This is a genomic window from Niveispirillum cyanobacteriorum (assembly GCF_002868735.1).
Classification (GTDB): Bacteria; Pseudomonadota; Alphaproteobacteria; order Azospirillales; family Azospirillaceae; genus Niveispirillum; species Niveispirillum cyanobacteriorum.
On sequence record NZ_CP025612.1, the window covers coordinates 838,314 to 858,913 of the forward strand.

Consider the following 20,600-nt stretch of genomic DNA (forward strand, 5'->3'; position numbering starts at 1 on the left):
CGCACATGGACCGCGCGGCCTTCCGTGTGGCCCGCATCTTCGTGACCCTGAGGCCCGATGGCAGAAGTGCGAATTTCAAGTTCACGCTGGAGGAGCAGGAACTGAAATGCCTGGTGGCCGCTGATGCCTTCGCCGCCATTCCCAATGGCTGGGGACGGCAGGGCTGGACCCAGACTATACTTGCCAACCTGACCGAACCGGAACTGGATGCCGCCCTTCGCATGGCCTGGGCGCATGCCCAGCCCACACGGCGTAAACGCTGAGCCTATCTGGACGGGATAAAACGGGCGGCGTAAGAAAAGGGTATGATGAACGTGCCTTTAAGCCCTGCCCTGTCGCGCCGTGCCCTGCTGGGTCTGGCGGTGGGTGGCCTGTGTCTGGCTGCAACGCCTGCCCATGCCTTCACCCTGGCCGGCACCATATGGGAGGAGACGGGCCGTCTGGCGAAGCTGGACCCCTATCTGCTCTACGCTGTTTCCTATGTCGAAAGCCGTCAGGACCGCAAGGGCCGCACCGGCCCATGGCCCTATGCCGTGCGAACGAATGTAGAGTCCTACTACCCTGAGGATTTCAAGTCGGCCATGGACCTGATCCACCGCCTGCCCGCCGAAGAGGTGAAGGACGCGGACCTGGGCTGGATGCAGGTGAATGTGCGCTGGCACGGCCACCGTGTGGCCGATATCAGCCACCTGCTGCATCCCGGCATCAATCTGCGCATCGGGGCCGGCATCCTGCGGGAAGCGCTAGACAGCCTGCCCGGCGACACGGCCCGCGCCATCGGCCGCTACCATACCTGGATGGACGAGGCGCGGGGCCGCGATTATGGCGAACGCGTCCTGGCCCTGCGCGAACGGCTGCGAAGGGCGTAGGTCAGAACAGGGACAGTTGCTTCACCGGCGCATCCGGCACCCTGAAACGCGAACAATCCATGTCCCAGGTCCTGCGATCCATGCCCAGCCGCTTGATGGCCAGCCGGAACCGGCTGCGCAGCAATTCGGCATAGGCGCCCGTTCCCTTCATCCGGGTCGAAAAGTCTGACCGGTACAGGGCCCCCTCCCGTGTCTGCCGGACCAGCGACAGCACCCGTTCGGCCCGGTCGGGATAATGTTCGCGCAGCCATTCCCCGAACAGGTCGGCAATCTCCAGCGGCAGGCGCAGCAGGATATAGCTGGCCGCCGTCGCCCCCGCTTCCGCCGCCGCCTCCAGGATGGCTTCCATCTCATGGTCGTTCAGGGCCGGGATCATGGGACTGGTCAGCACCGCCACCGGCACCCCCGCCCCCGACAGGGCCCTGACAGCGTCCAGCCGCTTACCCGGCGTACTGGCGCGCGGCTCCATGGTCCGGGCCAGATCGCGGTCCAGGCTGGTGATGGACACGGCGACCCGCGCCAGCCCCTGTGCCGCCATGGGCGCCAGGATATCCAGGTCTCGCAGGACATTGGCTGATTTGGTGATGATGCTGACCGGCTGGTTGAAATCGCGACAGACGCTCAGGATGTCCCGCGTTATCCCCTCCTCCCGCTCTACCGGTTGATAAGGATCGGTATTGGCGCCCAGGGCCAGCGGCTTGCAGACATAGGAACGTGAGCGCAGTTCCTTGGTCAGCAACTGTGCCGCATCCCGCTTGGCGAAGAGTTGCGTCTCAAAATCCAGCCCTGGTGACAGGCCCAGATAGGCATGGGTAGGCCGGGCAAAACAATACACACAACCATGCTCACACCCGCGATACGGGTTGATGGAGCTTTCAAACGGCACATCAGGGCTGTCATTGCGGCTGATAATGCTGCGCGCCGTATCAGCCATGATTATGGTCCGCACCTTTTCCGGCAGGCCGCCATCACAGCCCCAGCCGTCATCGACCCGAACCCGGCTTTCCCGGTCAAACCGGGACCCGTGGTTGCTAACCGCCGCTCTGCCCTTCAACGCATGTGGTGTCAGAACATCCACGGCCATCCGCCCGCTCATGATTAGAACATTTCATGAACATAACAGACATGGAATGTTTGGCAAGGGGCACCGATGGCCCCTGCCCTCAGTTATTAATGCGTGCGAATTCGCGGAAGGTGACGGCGATCTTGTCTTCGACAATCGTCACCTCACCCCGCGCCACCATGCGGCCAGAGACAACGATGTCGGACAGATCGTCAATCTTACGGTCCAGTTCCACAATAGCGCCACGACCCAGCTTCAGCAGGTCGCGCACGCGGATATTGGAGGTGCCCAGCACGACACTCATCTCCACCTCCGTGTCATAGACGGCGGAGATTTCCTGCTGTTCGGGAAGGGCGCGGACCGACCCGCCGCTGGCCATTTCGCCGAACATGGCATCGATATCGTCCTGATCGGGCATATCCTTCACCCCGGAAAGTCACTAATCGTCAATATTAGCACGGGTCCGGCCCGCCTTGCAGCGACAAAGACGGGCCAGCACCAGAACAACCAACGTCAGGGAATGCGGGCGATCACCTTGATCTCGAAATCAAATCCGGCCAACCAGTTCACGCCGACCGCCGTCCAATTCGGCCAGGGCTGTTCGAGGAAGACGCCCGACCGGACTTGATTGACAATCTCAAACTGACGTTCCGGATCAGTGTGAAAGGTGGTCACATCGACAATGTCGTCAAAGGTGCAACCCGCAGCCTTCAGCACAGCAGCCAGGTTGTCAAAAGCGAGTTGAACCTGCTTTCTAAAGTCCGGTTCGGGCGACCCATCTTCCCGACTACCGACCTGACCCGAAACAAACAGTAGATCGCCCGAACGAACCGCCGCCGAGTAGCGATGGATGTCATATAGCGCCTGTCGCCCGGCAGGGAAAACCACGTCACGCTTGGCCATAATGATGCTCCTGTTGAGAAAGGAGGGTGACGGGCCCGCTAACAGCGCTCGCCACACTCCACACCCGGATCGCAAACTGATATACGTCCCGTATGCGGACATATTGGGACATACGCGACGTATGTCAATACGCATACGGCGCGTATGCAAAGGATAATGTGGAGCCTGACTGTGACAAGAAAGAGCCGTACGCAGATGGTCGAGGAAACGCGCGCAAAGCTGATTGAGGCCGCGCGCCGTTCATTTGCCACCCATGGCTTCGCGGCGGCCTCGATGGATGAACTGACAGCAGAGGTCGGGCTGACGCGTGGAGCGCTCTATCACAATTTCGGGGACAAGAAAGGGCTGCTCCTCGCCGTGATCGACCAGATTGATGCGGAAATGCTGGCGCGGATGCGTGTGGCACAGGAGAAGGCGGCGAACCCCTGGGAAGCATTTATGTGCGAAGCGCTGGCCTATATCGAAATGGCGCTCGAACCGGAAATCCAGCGCATCATGCTGCTGGATGGGCCTGCTGTACTGGGTGACCCTTCGCAATGGCCAAATCAAACTGCGTGCCTGCGCAGGACCACCGTGATTTTGCAGGCACTGATCGATGAGGGTACGGTAAGGACAGTAGATGCCGAGGCTGCTGCCCGGTTGTTGAACGGCGCGGCATTGAACGCAGCCCTTTGGATCGCGGCGGCACCGCACCCCGTTGGTGTTTTACCAAAAGCAATTGAGGCGTTCCGACTACTGGCCAACGGACTGCTGCGCACGCCGGCCTAACCACCCCTTCGCGATGTCACGAAGGCCGCCGCCTCCCGCCACGGTCCGAGATCAAAGCTCGCCCGCGCCTGTCCAGATGGCGATGGCAGCACGAACAGCGCGATCCCTTCCCAATCCGCCGGCTGCCGTCCCCACAGGATCGCTGCTTTTGTGCCCAGAAATAGGCGTGCGCCATTCTTGCTGGTAAAAGCGATGGCGGCGGGACGGTGGGCGCGCATCTTGGCCATGAAACCCGGGATGTCGAAACCGTCCGGCGTCAGATCGACATCATTGCCGATCTCCACCTTGTTCAGATCGGTCAGACCCAGACCCAACTCATTCATACGGATAAAGTCAGTGGCCCGCCAGCCATCCGGCACCAGGCCGATACGGGCCAGCGTGGGCCAGAAGGCGTTGCCGGGATTTGCGTAGTAGGCGCCCTTGGCGGCGGACACGCGCGACGGCGCCGTTCCGCAAAAGACGAGGTGTAGGCCGGGGGCCAGGATATCGGGCAGGATCATGATCCCGGCATTATTTGCCGCCCCCGTCCCTGGCGCAACCGAAAAGGGCGGATTTCCGCCACTTCCCCACACTTGGCACGCCATTTGCTTTTAATCCTGGCAAGCAACGGCCCCCGGCCAGCATGAGGAATTCGAGCGATGGAAAATTCACTCTACATCACCCTGTCCCGCCAGGAAGCCCTGCGCCGGCAGTTGGACGTGGTGTCGAATAACATCGCGAACATGAACACCACCGGCTTCAAATCGCAGCGCATGCTGTTCCTGGAGTATCTGGAGCGTCCCGACCGTCAGGGCGACCGGATGAGCTTCGTTCAGGATTTCGGTTTGCAGCGCAATGTTGACGCCGGCCCCATCACCGTGACCAACAATGAACTGGATGTCGCCTTGCGCGGCGACGGTTATTTCGCTGTCGAAACGCTGACCGGCACCCGCTACACCCGTGGCGGCGCCTTCCAGCTGAACACCAACCGCGAGATCGTGGATCGCTCCGGCCTGCCGGTACTGGACACCAACAACCAGCGTATCGTCATCCCGGCTGACGCCACCCAGATCCACATCGCCGGCAACGGCGCCGTCAGCACGGAACAGGGTCAGCTGGGTCAGTTGAAGGTTGTGACCTTCGCTGATGAGCAGCGGATGATGGAACTGGGCGGCGGTCTCTATGAAGCCAACCAGGAAGAAATTGCCGTCGAGCAGCCCCAGATCACGCAGGGCGCCATCGAAGGCAGCAATGTTCAGAGCGTGGTGGAGATGACGCAGATGATCGATGTCCTGCGCACCTACCAGAGCGTTCAGAAGATGATCGACACCGAACATGAACGCATTCGCGGCGCCATCGGCAAGCTCGCCCGCGTTCAGTAATCCAGCCAGCAAGAAGGATTGAAACCATGCGCAGCCTTTCCATTGGTTCCACCGGCATGCTGGCCCAGCAGCTGAATGTCGAAACCATCTCCAACAACATCGCCAACATGACCACGACCGGTTACAAGCGTCAGCGGGCCGAATTCCAGGACCTGCTGTACCAGAACCAGCGCCGCGTGGGCTCCACCTCGTCTGATGCCGGCACGATCGTACCGTCGGGCATCCAGGTGGGTCTGGGCGTCAAGGCCGCCGCCATCTACCGCATCAACGAACAGGGCAATATCAACCCGACCGGCAACACGCTGGACGTGGCCATCAACGGCCAGGGTTACTTCCAGGTGCAGCTGCCCAACGGCGAAACCGCCTATACCCGCGCCGGTTCGTTCCAGCTGAATGCCGAAGGTACCCTGGTCACCGCTGATGGTTATCAGGTGCAGCCCGGTATCGTGGTGCCGCAGAACACCGTGGATATCACCATCAACCCGAATGGCGAGGTTCTGGCCAAGATCGACGGCCAGACCGTGCCGCAGAATGTGGGCCAGATCCAGCTGGCGGCCTTCCCCAACACGGCGGGCCTGGAAGCCATCGGCGACAATCTGCTGCTGGAAACCCCGGCTTCCGGTCAGGCCATCACCGGCAATCCCGGCGGCCCCGGCTTTGGCCGCGTGATGCAGGGCGCGCTGGAGACCTCCAACGTCAATATCGTTGCCGAGATCACCCAGCTGATCACCGCCCAGCGCGCCTATGAAATGAACTCCCGCGTCATCTCCACCACGGATCAGATGATGCAGTCGGTCAGCCAGCTGCGCTGATCTGAGTGACTAGGTCATTTCTGCCCACCCCTTCTTCGGAGCCTTCGTCATGACCCGCTTCGCCGCCCTGATGCTCGCCGCTGTCCTGCTGTCCGGCACCGCCGCACAGGCTGCTACGCTGAAGCCGGCTGCGACCGTGGCCGATGGGCAAATTCTGCTGGGTGACCTGTTCGACGGGCTGGAACCCGATGTCGCGACCCGCGCGGTCATGGTTGCCCCCGTTCCGGGCCGCCGCGCCAGCCTGGATGCCCCCACCCTGTCGCGCATCGCGGCCAGCAACGGCATCGACTGGCGTGCGTCGGGCGGGGCGGACCGGATCGTGGTCGAACGCGCCTCAGTGCAGGTAACGAACGAGGCCATCGTTGATGGGCTGCGTCTGGCCCTGCGCGATGCCGGGGTCGGCGGTCAGGCCGATGTGCTGCTGGATAACCGCACGCTCAGCCTGTTCCTGCCCGCAGGCAACGATGCCTCGGTCCGTGTGGAAAATCTTGCCTATGACGCGGTGCGTGGCCGCGTTACGGCGGAAATCATTGCCCCGGCTACTGGGCCGGAGGTAGTGCGGCAGAATATCGGCGCCCGCGTCATGGATATGGTGGAACTGCCCGTCCTGGCCCGACGCATGGCGATGGGAGAGGTGATCGGGGATGGTGACATCACCTATCTGCGGCAGCCGCGCGACCGGGTGCAGGCCGGCGCTGTTGTCGAAGCCTCTGAAATGATTGGAAAAACCCTGCGTCGAGCCGTTGCACCGAACCAGGCGGTGAATGTCCGCGACGTGCGGGAACCGGTGGTGGTGGGCAAGGGTCAGGCTGTCACCATCCTTCTGCAAAGCTCGACCATGAGCCTGACGGCATCGGGAAAAGCACTTTCTGATGGCGGCATGGGCGAGTTGGTACGGATTGTGAATACGTCCTCCAACAGAGTGATCGAGGCCGTGGTGGCCGGTCCCAATCTGGTGACCGTCAACCCGTCCAACCCGGTCATCGCCCCTGTCAGCCAAGTGTCGGGTCCGTCGAAGAAGGCGGCCCGGTAAGGAGAACCGAAATGTCCGCCCGTACCCTGACCGCCCGCCGTTCTATCCGCACCGCCCTGCTGCTGTCGCTGACCGTCCTGCCGTTGACCGGCTGCGTGACGGACAAGCTGGCGGCGGTCGGACAGACCCCGGCCCTGTCGGGTATCGACGACCCCTCGCGCGATCCCAACTACCGCCCCGTGCGCTTGCCGATGCCAGAAGCGCCAGTGCAGGAGCGTCAGGCCAATTCGCTGTGGCGCGCCGGCGCCCGCGCCTTCTTCAAGGATCAGCGCGCGGCCCGCGTCGGCGACATCATGACGGTCACGATCCAGATCAATGACCGCGCCCAGATGCAGAACAACACGACCCGCACCCGCGACGGCAGTGACACGATGGGCATCCCCAACCTGTTCGGCCTGGAATCCTCCACCAACAACATTCTGCCCAACGCCGTCGACCCCGGCAGCCTGATCAGCGCGTCTGGCACCTCCAACAGCACGGGCACTGGCCAGATCCAGCGTCAGGAACAGATCAACTTGCAGGTGGCCGCCCTGATCGTGCAGGTTCTGCCCAATGGCAACATGGTGGTGAATGGTAAGCAGGAGGTCCGCGTCAATAACGAGGTGCGCGAACTGACCCTGACCGGCATCATCCGGCCCGAAGACATCACGTCGGCCAACACCATCTCTTACGAGAAGATTGCCGAGGCCCGTATCTCTTACGGCGGTCGCGGCCACATCACCGATGTGCAGGCCCCGCGCTGGGGCCAGCAGGTCCTGGAAGCCATCAGCCCGTTCTGACAGGTTGGCGGCACAGAGTATGACAGGGAAAGCCCCCGGATGGGAAACCGTCCGGGGGTCTTGTCATTCTGAGACGCGAAAGGTCGCATTGGCGTCCCCAACGCCCCCGGCGCATAGTAGCGATCAGAACGTTCGGGAGGATAATGGTGAAGGCGACGCAGATCGAGGCCGCCTGGAGGGGAACCGCCGCCTGTCAAAGCTGCGGCGTGCGCCATCTGGTGCTGTTCGCCGATTTGCAGGCAGAGGATTTTGCCCATATCCACACGCCCATTGAGGAGGTCCATGTCGAGGCTGGCACCCAGCTTTACAGCATGGGCGATGATGCCGGCGCCATCTTGACCATCCGGCGCGGGCTGGTGAAACTGGTCACCCTGCTGCCCGACGGAACCCAGCGTATCGTGCGGCTTGTGCGTGTTGGCGGTGTCGCCGGGCTGGAGGCATTGGTAAAGTCCAGCTACGACCATATCGCCGTGGCATTGCAGCCAGTCGAATATTGCCGCATCCCTGTCGCCACTGTGAATCAGCTCCAGGCGCGCACCCCGCGTCTGCATCAGCGCCTGATGGAAAAATGGCATGAGGCGTTGAGCACAGCCGACGGCTTCCTGGCCAATCTTTCCACCGGGAATGCCCGGCAGCGCGTGGCCCGTCTGCTGCTGTTGCTGGCCGACGAAACGCCCTACGGCCCTGTACGGCTTTTCACGCGGGAGGATATGGGCGCCATCCTGGCCATCACGCTGGAAACCGCCAGCCGCACCATCTCCGACTTCAAACGTACCGGCGCCATCCGTGACGTGGGGCACGGTCAGGCCGTCTGCGACACCGACGCTCTGACCCTTATAGCAGATGAGGGCTGATGGTCAGTCGCGGACGAGCAGACGGCGCAATGCCTGTTCTGTCTCCGCCGGCACCTCCTCGAACCCGATATGAAGCCCTGCACTGCTGACCGCGCGGACACGGGCCCGGACGGGCCCCACCCCCTCCAGATGAAGGCGGCCAGCAGTGCCCAGGGAACAACCCGCTACTACGCCATGCAGCAGACAGCCTTCAACCGACAGGTCCAGGGTCCGCCCCGTCAGGCGGCTGTCGCCAAACTCCGCCTCGAATCCGATGGACAGGGGCAGGCGCACGCTGCGCCGCCGGTCGCCGGCTGTGGAGGCACGCAGCACCTCTGTCACGCGGCGACGCAGGCCGGATAGCATGTCATTCACGCCGGCAGCCATGGACCGCACCTCTGCTGCGGTATCCCCCGTCATCCGGGCATGATCCAGCATGCCGCCCGCGCGGTCGGCCAGCAGCCGTGCCTGATCTGCGGCAGACAGTGCGCCACGGGAGATTTCAGCCGTCGCCTGACGCTGCTGATCCGTGGCATCGCGCACCTGACCGGATATGGCATCGACACGCCGGATATCGCGAACCATGCCATCCACCGATTTGCCGGTGGCATCTGTTGCCGCGCGGATATCGACTGCCTGCACATTAACGGTTCCAATCGCCTCCTCGGTCTGACGGGCAAGGCTTTTCACCTCCCCCGCAACCACGGCGAAGCCACGCCCGGCATCACCAGCCCGCGCAGCCTCGATATTGGCGTTTAGCGCCAGCAGTTTAGTCTGCGCCGCGATTGCCTGGACCAGTCTTGCGACATTGCTGATGCGGGATGTGGCTTCTGACAAGCCAGTTACAATGGCAGCGGCATCGCCTGCCTGCCAGGCCACAGTATCGGTGACAGTCGCGCTCTGCACCACCTGCTCGGCGATGGCGCGGCTGGCAGCCTCCAACTGCTCCGTTGCGGTCGCAACAGCCTGCACATCCGACAGAGCGTTGGCAGCCGCCTCGGCCATGGCGGCGGCGGCATCATGCAGGTCACCGGCAATGACACCCAGCCGGTCGGCACTTTCCGCCATATGCCCCGCCTGTTCGGCCACGCCCGACACCGTCTCTTCAATGTCGCGTTCGATCTGGTCGGTCAGTTGCAGCAGCTCCTGCTTGATGCGCGACGCCTCCCCGCTTTGGGCATAGGCGGAAATGGCCAGTTCCATGTCCAGCAGTGTCGCCCGCATGACCGCCGACAGGGCATCACGGGTCCGTTCCTTTGGCCAGCGACGGTCCATAAGAGCCGAAAAGATATCGTCCAGGAAATGCGCATAGGCCCCGACATACCAGCGCGGTTCCAACCCGATCCGGTCATGGGCCAGACCGATGCGGCGGGCACGGGCGAAATAGGCCTCATCGAACTGCCCATCAAAAAGGGCACCCCAATGATCCACCTGTGACGATGTCAGGCGGGGTACCTTTCCCTTGACCGCGATCATTGGTGCCAACCTGGGAATCGTGGCCAGGCGTGCGTAGAAGCCGGCGGCCATGTCAGGCAGCGTTGGCATTAAAACTTGGCGGGCGTCGCGAAGGGCGGCCCGCGCCACACCATCCAGGCGAAAGAAATCCAGACGCTCTTCGGCATTGGTTGTGTCGGGCGCGCAATCCTTGGGCATGTTGGTCGGGCTCTGGCACGGGGTCGCAGGATGGCGCGCACCATAGCCCCGCCTGCGGCAGCGGCATTGACCCACCTCAATTGAGGAATTGCTGATGAAAACCTGACATCGTTATCTGATGCTTGCCAAGCGGCTGGTTTCCGTGAAATTTGAGGGCCGGGGCGCCAACCTGTGGCCGCCTTTATGCACAGGTGTTCCATCGTGTCAGATCGCAAGCCGACGATCATTGATGTGGCCCGCGCCGCCGGCGCGTCGATCAAGACCGTTTCCCGCGTCATGAACAATGAACGCTATGTCAGCGCGGAAACGCGCGAACGTGTTCAGCGTGTGATGGCGGAATTGCAGTTTCAGCCCAACAAGTCGGCGCAGAGCCTGAAGGGCGACAAATCGTACCTGATCGCCCATGTCTATGGTGACCCCGGCGGTCCCTATACCGGCCAGATCCAGATGGGCCTGCTGACCCGGTTCCGCGACCAGGGCTACCACCTGCTGATCGAGGAAATCGATTATCGCGGCGACGATGTGGAAGACCGCGTCAGCAAGCTGGTCAATCAGTTGAACCTGGACGCTGTCGTCCTGACCGCCCCCGTGACGGACAATGATACGGTCATCAGTGTCATCGAACGCGCCAACATCCCCTATGTCCGCGTCACGCCACAGCATGAACGCGATGGCGGCTCCTCCGTGCGGATTGATGAGAGGGCGGCGGCCAATGACCTGACAATGCATCTGCTGGCTTTCGGTCACCGGCGCATCGGCTTTATCAAGGGGCCGGAACATCATGCCGGCACCCGTCTGCGCTATTCCGGCTATTGCGATGCCCTACGCGAATATGGGCTGGAACCGGATCCGGAAATCATTGAACAAGGCGGCTTCACCTACCGTTCCGCCCTGCCCTGCACGCGCCGCCTGCTGTCGCTGGCCGAACCGCCGACGGCCATTGTGGCCTCCAACGACGAAATGGCCGCGGCCGTCCTTTCGGTGGCCCATGACCGAGGCCTGTCCCTACCGGGCGACCTATCGGTGGTCGGTTTCGACGATATAGAATTGGCCGAAATGGTCTGGCCGCCCCTGACAACGGTGAAGCAGCCCATCCAGGAACTGGCCGATGCAGCGGCGGAAATCCTGGTTAATATTCTGACACGGAGAAAGCAGCCGGGTGAGCCTGCACCCCAGGCCCATCGCGTGCTGCCCCACCATGTCGTAATCCGCCGGTCCACCGCCCCGCCTGCGCGGCGGTGAACCACCTTCCGTTGCCTTAAAAATCCCGTTCCGCTCGGCAATGGTCGCGCAGGAACTGCGCATGATGCGGCAGACCCGCGACCTGCGCCTTCAGCAGTGGGGCAGACCGGTCCAGCGTTTCGGTGATTACGCTCATGGGCAGCTTGTCCACAAACGGCTGATACCGCGCCGGCCGCACGCCCATGCCTTCATAGACCGACTGCCAGCTGGCGGCCCCGAACAGCTCCTCCAGCCCCTGGCGCAGGATACCGGTCGCCTTAAACAGGTCCATGCGGGCACGTAAGGAGGCCGGGATCGGCGTACGCTGGGCCGCGCGCCAGAACGGTGTGTCATCCCGCTGGGTCGTGCAGTAATGCAACACGATGAAATCGCGCACTTCCTCATATTCCGCCGCCACGCGCCGGTTGAACTCCGCCTGCAAAGACGGATCGACATCGGCATCGGGGAAGAAGCGGAACAGGTAATCAACGGCGCGATAGACCAGATGGATGGCCGTGGACTCCAGCGGCTCGATAAATCCGGCGGCCAGCCCCAGAGCCACGCAGTTCTTCTCCCACATCTTGGCCCGCATGCCGGTCTTGAAGGGGATAATGTTCGGTTCGATCAGGGGACGGCCCTTGACCTGCCGCATCAGGGTCGCCACCGCCTCATCATCCGACAGGAAGCGGCTGGAATAGACATAGCCATTGCCGGCCCGGTGTTGCAGCGGAATGCGCCAGCGCCAGCCGCAATCCTGTGCCTGGGACAGCGTGTAGGGATGCACATCGGCATCATCCTCGGTGTTTTCCGTCTGCACCGCCACGGCGCGGTCACACAGCAGTTCCTCGGCCCAGCTGACATAGCCCACGCCCAGCGTCTGGCCGATCAGCAGGGCGCGGAAGCCTGTGCAGTCAATGAAGAAATCACCATCCACCACCTTGCCATTGGCCAGGTCCAGCCCGGCAATGGACCCATCGGGATGGGTGCGCACGCGGTTGATACGCCCCTCCGTCCTGGTCACGCCGCGTTCTTCGGCATAACGACGCAGATACTGCGCCACCCGCTTGGCATCCACATGCAGCGCATAGGACGCGGACGCGATCATGGTGCGCGGCGCCTTGAAGGGCAGCAGGAATTTCATCTGGTCAGCCATCACCGTGGCCGCCGCGAAATCCTGTAATTCCGAGGGATGGCCCGCCGCCTTGGCCCGCAGCCAGCATTGATAGAATTCGTGATTGTCGATCAGGCCGCCCAGCGTACCGAACGGGTGGTAATAGTGCTGGTTCCTCTTGAACCAATCCTCGAACCGAATGGCCAGCTTGAAGCTGGCATTGGTGGATTTGATGAAATCCTGCTCGTCGATGCCCAGGCTGCGCAGCAGAACCACGAAGGGTGGGATGGTACTTTCGCCCACCCCGATGGTGCCGATCTCATCTGATTCCACCAGTTCCACCGCAGTACCGGTGCCCTTCGTCATAAAGGACAGCATGGCGGCGGTGATCCAGCCGGCCGTGCCGCCCCCGGCGATGACGATCCTGTTCAACGGCTTCATGGCGTTCCCTCTTGTCGGATTTCTTGTTTAGACAACGACCTTGGCGTAACGGTCGATGAATTCCTGATGTGTGGGGCAATCGGCCACCGTATCGGCGATGGCCTTGCGCATCCCCGCCAGCCCGCGTGACAGGCTGGGAACGTCGAAACCATCCAGCGCCGGATCATAGCCATCGGGAAGGAAATCAAACCCGGCATAGATGGCAAGCCAACTAGCCGGCTGGAACATCTCCCAGCGGTAGCGGACCATGTGACCCCGCCGCTTCCACATTTGCACCTTGCGGGTCAGCGTATCCGGCAGGTCGATCGCGCGGCAATCGCGCCAGAAGGCGGTGTCCTCGCGCCGGTTCAGCCAGTAATGCAGGATGATGAAGTCGCGCACCCGCTCCATCTCCCGCCGGCTCCAGTCATTATATTCATCGACCAGCAAAGGATCGATGTCCCGCTGCGGAAACAGCTGTTTCAGCTTGTCGATCCCCGTCTCGATCAGGGCGATGGAGGTGCTTTCCAGCGGCTCTAGGAACCCGGACGACAGGCCAATGGCAACACAATTGCCCTTCCAGGCTTGGCGGCGACGGCCCGGCGTAAAGGTGATACGGCGCGGTGCCATCTTCAGGTCACCACCCACGGCGGACAGCAGCTCCGCCTCTGCGTCACTGTCGCTGATATGCCGGCTGGAATAGACATAACCGTGACCAGTCCGGTGCTGAAGCGGGATGGTCCAGCGCCAGCCGGCATTATGCGCCGTTACGCGGGTGAAGGGCGGCGGTGGAGTGATAGCGTATCCCTGGGCCGCCAGCGCGCGGTCACAGAGCAGCCATTGGCCCCAATCCTCATACCCAGCACTCATCGCCCCTTCGATCAGCAACCCACGGAAGCCGGAGCAATCAACGAAAAGGTCACCCGTGACCGTGGCGCCGCTATCCAGCAGCAGGCCCGCGATGTGACCATTTTCCGGGTTCAGTTCCACCTTCTCGATCTTGGCGTCGATACGCTGAACACCCAGCTTTTCTGCCGTTTGGCGCATCAACTGCGCGAACAGGCCGGCATCGAAATGCAAGGCCCAGTCGAAAACCGACAGGGTGGAGGGTGGGTTGGGCGACGGGGTCGTGAACCGCCCGCCACGGGCCAGGGCAACCGCCAGCGAATAATCGCCAAGGTCCACCTTCTCACCGGCGGCGCGCAGACGCAGCCAATATTGGTGGAAGGGAATGTCGCGCAGATCCTGGCCATAAACGCCGAACGGATGAATGAAACTGCTGTCCTTGTTCAGCCAGCCATCAAACCGGATGCCCAGCTTCACCGTACCATGCGTGGCCTTCAGCACATCCAGATCGCGCAAGCCCAAAGACTGATAGAAGCGGCGGATGGTGGGGATCGTCGCCTCCCCCACCCCGATGGTGCCGATGGCGGAGCTTTCGATCAGGGTGATCTTCAACCCCGATCCCTGAAAATGGTTGGCCAGTGACGCCGCCGTCATCCATCCAGCGGTCCCGCCACCGACAATGACCAGATCACGGATACGGTTATCGGTGGGCATCTTCGTTCTTCCAGGCAAATCTGTTTGGATTGTACAGGTGAATGGCAAAGAAAAAAGGGCGCCGCCTTGACGTGGAACACGTCCCTGCGGCGCCCTCTTACTCAACCTATACGCTGATTACCACTTGAAGCGGACGCCGACGGTGTAACGGCTTTCATACTCGTTCTGCCAAGCATACTGGGTGGTGCCGGGCGCGAACTCCACGAAGTAATCCTCGATCTCGCCAGTGACGTTAGAGCCGTTGGCGTAAATCGTGATCTTTTCGTTGATGTTGTAGCTCAGGTTCACGTCAACGAACTGCGTGCTGTCCTGATAGACGGGGAAGTCCTTGAACGTGTTTTCCAGACGCTTGCTACGGAAGTTGTAAGCAATACGTGCCTGGAAATTATCATCCTGGTACCAGCCGATCAGGTTGTACTGATGCTTGGAATTGTCGGCAAAGGCCAGCTTCTTGCCCGACGACAGGGTCTGTTCGGAGGGCGAGTAGGTGTAGTTGGTATCGACACCGAAGTTGGAGATGAAGCTGTCATTGTCCAGGAAGTCCTTGAAGGACAGCTTGGCGCCAACCTCAACACCTTCAACGCGGCCGCCTTCACCCTGCTGCGGACGGGTCACGTTGACCGTGCGGCGGATGACACCGTCCTGGTCAGGGAAACGACCGTCGGCGGTGGTGCGGGTGACGACATAGCTTTCGATGTTCATCCGGAACACGGCGAGATTCAGCATGCTGGCGTCGCCGATATAATATTCGATCGCCGCATCCCAATTGTCCGCACGCCACGGATCCAGATCAGGATTACCATTAGCCTCGGCGCTGGTCACGACGCGAATACCCAGGCCCGGATCATCAGCCGTGTTGATCTTCAGAGCGCCACCATACTTCAGCAGGTCCAGCGGCTGCATGGTCTTGCTGTAGCTAAAGCGCAAACGCAGATCGTCAGTAACGTCATACGACGCATTCACAGCCGGCAAGTAGTCATAATAGCTGCGCTTGGAAACGACATCACCGGCATCGATGTTCGTGTCGCCATAGTTAAGGGTGTCGCCGGTGATGTTCTGGCGAACCTGCAGCTCGGTACGGATGATCTTCACGCCGGCAGTACCGGACAGGCGGCCATACTCGAACGTCGTGTTCAGGTAGCCGCTGTCTTCCGTCAGATCGACGGCATAAGACTGGCCGGGGATGATGGCGCGATCAGCACCACCGAACACCTTCTTGTGGAAGGCCTCCGGATCGTCGAAGTCGCGCGGGTCGATAGCCCAGAAGCCAGGGACGCCCTTGGTGATGGAGCCCATATTGTCCACCCAGATCACGTTGTTGTACGTGTCGAGGCGGGTCGGGGCATTGACGGTATAGCCCTGGAAAACCTGCTGGCCCGTGACCGGGTCGCGAACGAATTCGCCGGCCTGGCACTGGTTCTGGTTCATGACGACGTCGATGGCCTTCCACTGGGCCGAGCAGCCCGACGTGTTGGGCTGCCCTTTGTCGTTCACGCCCTTGCCCTGGTAGAAGGTAGAGAACAGGTGGAACTGTTCGATGGACACGGAACGATCACTGCGGCGGATACCCACGTCGATCTTGTTGAGGAAACCACCAAGCGGCTCCTCGAAATCGTAATGGGTGTCGATACGATAAACGTTCAGGTCAGACTTCGCCTCGTTATTGCCTTCAGAGGAGAAAGCGCCAATCGCGTAGCTGTCCTTGTTCGCCATGTAGTCGGTCAGGGTCTTGCCAGCGCCCAGACCACCGGAGATGACCTTGTCAAAGCCGGACCAGACCGGGCTGCTGCCCGAGATGTCATAGTGCAGCTGCGGGTTCTGGCCGTAGCCCAGCGGGTTCGGGTCGACATAACGACCACCCAGGCTGCCAACGACGTTGTTAGTGTAGCGAGAAGCGGGGAAGGTCGAGGCAATCGAGGCCGGGTAGAAGGTGCCACGGGTACGATCATTGGCGTCACGGAACAGCGTGAAACGGCCCGGCGCATACTTCCAGTTTGACAGATCGCCCTGGGCCTGACCATTCATCGACAGGCGGTCAGCATCCGACCGCATGGCACGGGCTTCCATCTTGAACGGCCCGCCATTGTCGTACTTCAGTTCGGCGTTGTAGTTCTTGGACTCGGACTTGTTGACGCGGTTGACCGAGAACGAGTTCACCCACCAGGCGTCAATGTCATACTCATCCACGGCCAGCCAGTTGCCGCCGCTGACCGGCGTGCTGTCGGTCGGTTTGGTCCAGACACCGAAAGCGTCGCCCGACCAACGGTTGGAGATGTTCAAACCGGCAGCGCGGTTATACTCGTCCATCTTGGTGTAGAAGCCTTCAGCCAGGAAGGTGAAGCCCTCCCCCAGATCGGCTTCGAACGCACCAGACACGGACAGACGGTCGCGCTCCGTTTCCTTCTTGAAGCTTTCAAAGCCGTGCGGCGAGATGAACTGGTTGGGAGCGGTGCCGCCCCAATCATTGTTGCCTGACAGCCCGCCCACGCCGGGGCCCGGTGCCACGCCGGAGAAGTTGTTGCCCAGATTGGACTGGCTGCCGGCAGCAGACACCAGCACGCCGATACGGTCACCGCGATAGGCCACCAGGCCGTTAGCCAGGTAATCCTTTTCCTTCGTGTCCTTACCGGTCTGGCCTTCCAAAGCGCCCGAGGCGGAGAAGCCATAGGGCATGTCGGACGGACGGCGGGTGCGCAGGTCGATGGTGCCGGAAATGCCCGACAGGGCGTTCTTGGTCTCGGTACTCTTATAGACAACGACCGCATTCATCAGCTGGGCCGGAACGTCGGTCAGGTTCGGCTTGGCTTCACCCTGGTTGCCGGCGGACAGATACTGTTCGCCGTTCAGCATCGTGATGACCTGCGGCAGACCGCGCACATTCACCGTCGAGCCTTCGCCAGCGTCGCGACGGATCTGAATGCCGGGAACGCGCTGCAAGCTGTCCGCGATGGTCACGTCCGGCAGCTTGCCGATATCTTCGGACGAGATGGCATCGACGATGGCCGTCTGGTTGCGCTTGACATCGACCGAGCGCTGCTGCGAAGCGCGCACGCCGGTGACAATGATTTCATCAAGCGTATCGGTGGCTGCCGGTGCGGCCTGGGCCATGGCGGTCGACGCCAGCGCGAACGGCGACGCGCTTGCCAGCAGGGCCACGGCGACGCCGCGACCAAGCATTGAATGCATCCCTGTCAAGAGATCCTCCCTCAGAGCAAAGTTTTACGTGTGATTTTTTGGCGCCAGAATGCGCGGGATCATTCGCAGAACACCATTTCAGGGTGCCATGCGTCTGATATTTTCCTTCGGGCTATTTATTTAGCCGCTCGGTTTGTTTCCCCACCCATCCGGCGTGTTTCGTCACACGCTCCCATCCTTAGTGGTTCTGAATTTACGACAGGCCGGTTTGATGTCAAGCGCTATATGTCATCGTTGTCATACAAAGTGACAGCGCGAACATAGGCTGTCTGGGTTACAAACGCATAATCCGTAGCGGAATGGCTTATCAAAAGTTTCCGCGACTGCGAGACGCATGCGCCCAAATCATGAGATTTCAAGCATTTCCCTGGCACGCCTTCCTGCCGCAGCCAGCCCAATCTCATCATTGTTGCCAGGATGTCACGGTTGGGAGAGGATTTACGAAGGTTAGGACAGACAGAAATCAGACAACGTTGTCTGATTTCACTGGCACGGTGTCACACCGGTGCTACTATGGAGATTGAACCACCCGCACCAAATGTCGGGGGAACGCCTTTGGGAGGAGCAGGACAAGCCATCATTTCGGCGGCAGAAAGCCTGTCCTTTTAAGGATGAAAACTGATGCGGGAGGACGCTGGATCATCCGATCCTCGGCCTGTGCCATAAACGACGAAAGAGAAACGGCAATGAATAACAGGAAGATGCGGGCCTTCATGTCTACCCTGCTGCTGGCCACGGCTCTGACCGCTGGCACTGCGCGGGCCGCCGAAAGTGCGGCACCGGCCACTGCCACCACGGCCTCGGCCGCCCGTCCCTGGATGGACACTTCCCTTTCCGCCGACGCGCGCGCTGATCTGCTGCTGCGCGAAATGACGGTGGACGAGAAGAAGTTGCTGGTCTTCGGCTATTTCGGATCGCCGTTCAAGGAACGTAATTATGTCCCGCCCGCCGGCATCCGCATGGGATCGGCTGGCTACGTCCCTGGCATCGACCGTCTTGGCATCCCAGCACAGTGGCAGACCGATGCCGGCGTCGGCGTGGCAACCCAGCGGGACTCGAGCGAGCCGATGCGCGAGCGCACCTCCCTGCCCGCCGGCATCGCGACGGTTGCCACCTGGAACCCCGCACTGGCCCGCCAGGGTGGCGCCATGATCGGCAAGGAGGCCCGGCTGTCGGGCTTCAACATCATGCTGGCCGGCGGCATCAATCTGGTGCGCGAACCGCGCAATGGCCGCAATTTCGAATATGGGACGGAAGACCCGCTGCTGGCCGGTATTATGGTCGGCGCACAGATCAGCGGCATTCAGTCCAACAACATCATCTCCACCATCAAGCATTATGCCCTGAATGCGCAGGAGACAGGCCGTTTCGTCCTGTCCGCCAATATTGATGAGGCAGGTGCCCGCGTGTCGGACCTGCTGGCCTTTGAGATTGCCATGGAGCGGTCGAACCCCGGCTCCGTGATGTGCGCCTATAACCGCTACAATGGCGATTATGCCTGCGAGAACGACTTCCTTCTGAACAAGGTGCTTAAGGGCGACTGGGGCTATAAGGGCTATGTGATGTCCGACTGGGGCGCCGTGCACAGCACCGCCAAGGCCGCCAATAACGGTCTGGACCAGGAATCGGGCTATATCTTCGACAAGGAGATGTTCTTCGGCGCCGATCTGCTGGGCAAGGCGCTGGCCGATGGGTCCGTGCCCATGGCCCGGCTGGATGATATGAACCGCCGCATCCTGCGCGCCCTGTTCGCCCATGGCGTGATGGACAATCCCGTCACGGTCGACGATCACAAGATCGACTATGAGGCCCATGCCAAGATCACGCGCGCCGACGCAGAGGAAGGCATCGTCCTGCTGAAGAATCAGGGTGATCTGCTGCCCCTGGCAGCCGGTGCAAAAAAGATCGCCGTCATCGGTGGTCACGCCGACAAGGGAGTGATGTCGGGCGGAGGTTCTTCCACCGTCTTCGGGCGCGGCGGTAATCCTGTGCCGGGCACGGGGCCGAAGAATTTCCCCGGTCCCATCGTCTATCATGCCAACCCGCCCCTGGCCGCCATCCAGGCGCGCGCCGGCGGTGATGTCGCCTTTGATGCGGGCACCGACCCGGCTACGGCAGCGAAGCTGGCCGCCGGCAGCGATCTGGCCATCGTCTTCGTGAACCAATGGACGGGGGAGGCGATGGATTTCGCCCTGACCCTACCCGACAATCAGGATGCGCTCGTCGCCGCCGTCGCCAAGGTCAACAAGCGCACCATCGTGGTGGTGCAGTCCGGCGGCCCCGTCTTCATGCCCTGGCTCAAGGATGTGGGCGCGGTCCTGGCCGCCTGGTATCCCGGAACCGCCGGTGGTGAGGCGATTGCCCGTGTGCTCTATGGCGAGGTGGATGCCAGCGGCCGCCTGCCCGTCACCTTCCCCGCCAGCCTAGATCAACTGCCACGTCCCAAACTGGATGGTGAAGGCCTGCCCGACGGCACCAAGTTCGACGTTGCCTATATGGAGGGGGCCGCCGTCGGCTATAAATGGTTCGACCAGAAGGGCCTCAAGCCGCTGTTCCCCTTCGGTTACGGCCTGTCCTACACCGATTTCAGCTATAGCGGCCTGAAGGCAGAGGTCGGTTCCGACGGTACCCTGACCCTGTCCGGCTCTGTCACCAACAAGGGGGCCCGCACCGGCAAGGCCGTGCCGCAGCTTTATATCGGCCCCGTCGGCGGCGGCTGGGAAGCGCCCAAGCGTTTGGCCGGCTGGCAGAAGCTGGAACTGGCCCCTGGCGCCAGCAGCCGCTTCTCCGTCCCCGTCGATGCCCGCCTGCTGGCCACGTTTGACGTGTCCAAGAAGGAATGGGTGGTGAAGCCCGGCCGCTACAAGGTCTGGCTGGGTGCGTCGGCGGTTGACCTGCCAGTGACCACGGAGGTCACTCTGAAGGGCGGCAGTTTCAGTGCCGTGAAGGGCAAGTAACTGCGATCAAGGGCCGCTCTTCCGGGCGGCCCTTTTTCTTGACCGTCATTACGCCACAGGTA

At 61.7% G+C, this 20,600-nt stretch carries 18 protein-coding genes; 10 read left to right on the forward strand and 8 right to left on the reverse strand.

Features of this window, described 5'->3' with window-relative positions:
* The first annotated feature begins 5 nt into the window (after positions 1-5).
* Together C0V82_RS19420 and C0V82_RS19425 are read left to right on the forward strand one after the other, a co-directional pair.
* Positions 6-263, forward strand: coding sequence for an MmcQ/YjbR family DNA-binding protein (locus C0V82_RS19420; protein ID WP_199772537.1), 258 nt, complete (start codon positions 6-8; stop codon positions 261-263).
* 42 nt (positions 264-305) lie between these two features.
* Complete coding sequence (locus C0V82_RS19425) at positions 306-869, forward strand: transglycosylase SLT domain-containing protein (RefSeq protein WP_102114060.1); 564 nt, start codon at positions 306-308, stop codon at positions 867-869.
* A 1-nt stretch (position 870) separates the two neighbouring features.
* On the opposite strand, the gene C0V82_RS19430 is transcribed toward C0V82_RS19425, so the two are convergent.
* The 3 genes from C0V82_RS19430 to C0V82_RS19440 form a co-directional block, all read right to left on the reverse strand.
* Complete coding sequence (locus C0V82_RS19430; protein WP_245924246.1) at positions 871-1,965, reverse strand: PA0069 family radical SAM protein; 1,095 nt, start codon at positions 1,963-1,965, stop codon at positions 871-873.
* Between the two features lie 67 nt (positions 1,966-2,032).
* A complete protein-coding gene (gene fliN / locus C0V82_RS19435) occupies positions 2,033-2,350 on the reverse strand; it encodes a flagellar motor switch protein FliN (protein ID WP_245924247.1) in 318 nt (105 codons plus the stop codon).
* Positions 2,351-2,445: 95 nt separating this feature from the next.
* Positions 2,446-2,835: a RidA family protein gene (locus C0V82_RS19440; protein WP_102114061.1), complete on the reverse strand. Its 390-nt coding sequence runs from the start codon at positions 2,833-2,835 to the stop codon at positions 2,446-2,448.
* Positions 2,836-3,030: 195 nt separating this feature from the next.
* Between C0V82_RS19440 and C0V82_RS19445 the strand changes: the two genes are divergently transcribed.
* Positions 3,031-3,603 carry a TetR/AcrR family transcriptional regulator gene (locus C0V82_RS19445; protein ID WP_102114420.1) on the forward strand — a complete coding sequence of 191 codons (573 nt, stop codon included), beginning with the start codon at positions 3,031-3,033 and terminating at the stop codon, positions 3,601-3,603.
* On the opposite strand, the gene C0V82_RS19450 is transcribed toward C0V82_RS19445, so the two are convergent.
* Positions 3,600-4,103 carry a mismatch-specific DNA-glycosylase gene (locus tag C0V82_RS19450; protein ID WP_102114062.1) on the reverse strand — a complete coding sequence of 168 codons (504 nt, stop codon included), beginning with the start codon at positions 4,101-4,103 and terminating at the stop codon, positions 3,600-3,602. The two genes, C0V82_RS19445 and C0V82_RS19450, sit on opposite strands and share 4 nt — an antisense overlap.
* A 138-nt stretch (positions 4,104-4,241) precedes the next feature.
* On the opposite strand from C0V82_RS19450, the gene flgF reads away from it, so the two are divergent.
* The 5 genes from flgF (at position 4,242) to C0V82_RS19475 (ending at position 8,442) form a co-directional block, all read left to right on the forward strand.
* Positions 4,242-4,964: a flagellar basal-body rod protein FlgF gene (gene flgF / locus C0V82_RS19455; RefSeq protein WP_102114063.1), complete on the forward strand. Its 723-nt coding sequence runs from the start codon at positions 4,242-4,244 to the stop codon at positions 4,962-4,964.
* A 26-nt stretch (positions 4,965-4,990) separates the two neighbouring features.
* Positions 4,991-5,776: a flagellar basal-body rod protein FlgG gene (gene flgG / locus C0V82_RS19460; RefSeq protein WP_054169299.1), complete on the forward strand. Its 786-nt coding sequence runs from the start codon at positions 4,991-4,993 to the stop codon at positions 5,774-5,776.
* Between the two features lie 49 nt (positions 5,777-5,825).
* Entirely contained in the window at positions 5,826-6,809 is a 984-nt protein-coding gene (gene flgA, locus C0V82_RS19465; RefSeq protein WP_102114064.1) for a flagellar basal body P-ring formation chaperone FlgA, read from the forward strand.
* An 11-nt stretch (positions 6,810-6,820) separates the two neighbouring features.
* On the forward strand, positions 6,821-7,588 hold the full coding sequence (flgH, locus tag C0V82_RS19470; protein WP_188595139.1) for a flagellar basal body L-ring protein FlgH: 768 nt from the start codon (positions 6,821-6,823) through the stop codon (positions 7,586-7,588).
* Positions 7,589-7,731: 143 nt separating this feature from the next.
* Positions 7,732-8,442: a Crp/Fnr family transcriptional regulator gene (locus C0V82_RS19475; RefSeq protein WP_308421120.1), complete on the forward strand. Its 711-nt coding sequence runs from the start codon at positions 7,732-7,734 to the stop codon at positions 8,440-8,442.
* 3 nt (positions 8,443-8,445) lie between these two features.
* Here the strand turns inward: C0V82_RS19475 and C0V82_RS19480 are convergent, their stop codons facing one another.
* On the reverse strand, positions 8,446-10,074 hold the full coding sequence (locus C0V82_RS19480) for a protoglobin domain-containing protein (RefSeq protein ID WP_102114065.1): 1,629 nt from the start codon (positions 10,072-10,074) through the stop codon (positions 8,446-8,448).
* Positions 10,075-10,275: 201 nt separating this feature from the next.
* Here C0V82_RS19480 and C0V82_RS19485 point away from each other — a divergent pair, with 201 nt between their 5' ends.
* Positions 10,276-11,316, forward strand: a complete 1,041-nt coding sequence (locus C0V82_RS19485) for a LacI family DNA-binding transcriptional regulator (protein ID WP_245924248.1) — start codon at positions 10,276-10,278, stop codon at positions 11,314-11,316.
* 16 nt (positions 11,317-11,332) lie between these two features.
* Here the strand turns inward: C0V82_RS19485 and C0V82_RS19490 are convergent, their stop codons facing one another.
* From C0V82_RS19490 to C0V82_RS19500, 3 genes are all read right to left on the reverse strand, one after another.
* On the reverse strand, positions 11,333-12,847 hold the full coding sequence (locus tag C0V82_RS19490) for a tryptophan halogenase family protein (protein ID WP_102114066.1): 1,515 nt from the start codon (positions 12,845-12,847) through the stop codon (positions 11,333-11,335).
* 27 nt (positions 12,848-12,874) lie between these two features.
* Positions 12,875-14,386 (reverse strand): tryptophan halogenase family protein, encoded by a 1,512-nt coding sequence (locus C0V82_RS19495; RefSeq protein WP_102114067.1) that lies wholly within the window; start codon positions 14,384-14,386, stop codon positions 12,875-12,877.
* A 117-nt stretch (positions 14,387-14,503) separates the two neighbouring features.
* Entirely contained in the window at positions 14,504-17,563 is a 3,060-nt protein-coding gene (locus tag C0V82_RS19500; RefSeq protein WP_102114068.1) for a TonB-dependent receptor, read from the reverse strand.
* A 704-nt stretch (positions 17,564-18,267) separates the two neighbouring features.
* Between C0V82_RS19500 and C0V82_RS19505 the strand changes: the two genes are divergently transcribed.
* The gene (locus tag C0V82_RS19505) at positions 18,268-20,538 is read left to right on the forward strand and encodes a beta-glucosidase family protein (RefSeq protein WP_102114069.1); all 2,271 of its coding nucleotides are present in this window, start codon (positions 18,268-18,270) and stop codon (positions 20,536-20,538) included.
* Positions 20,539-20,600 lie beyond the last annotated feature (62 nt).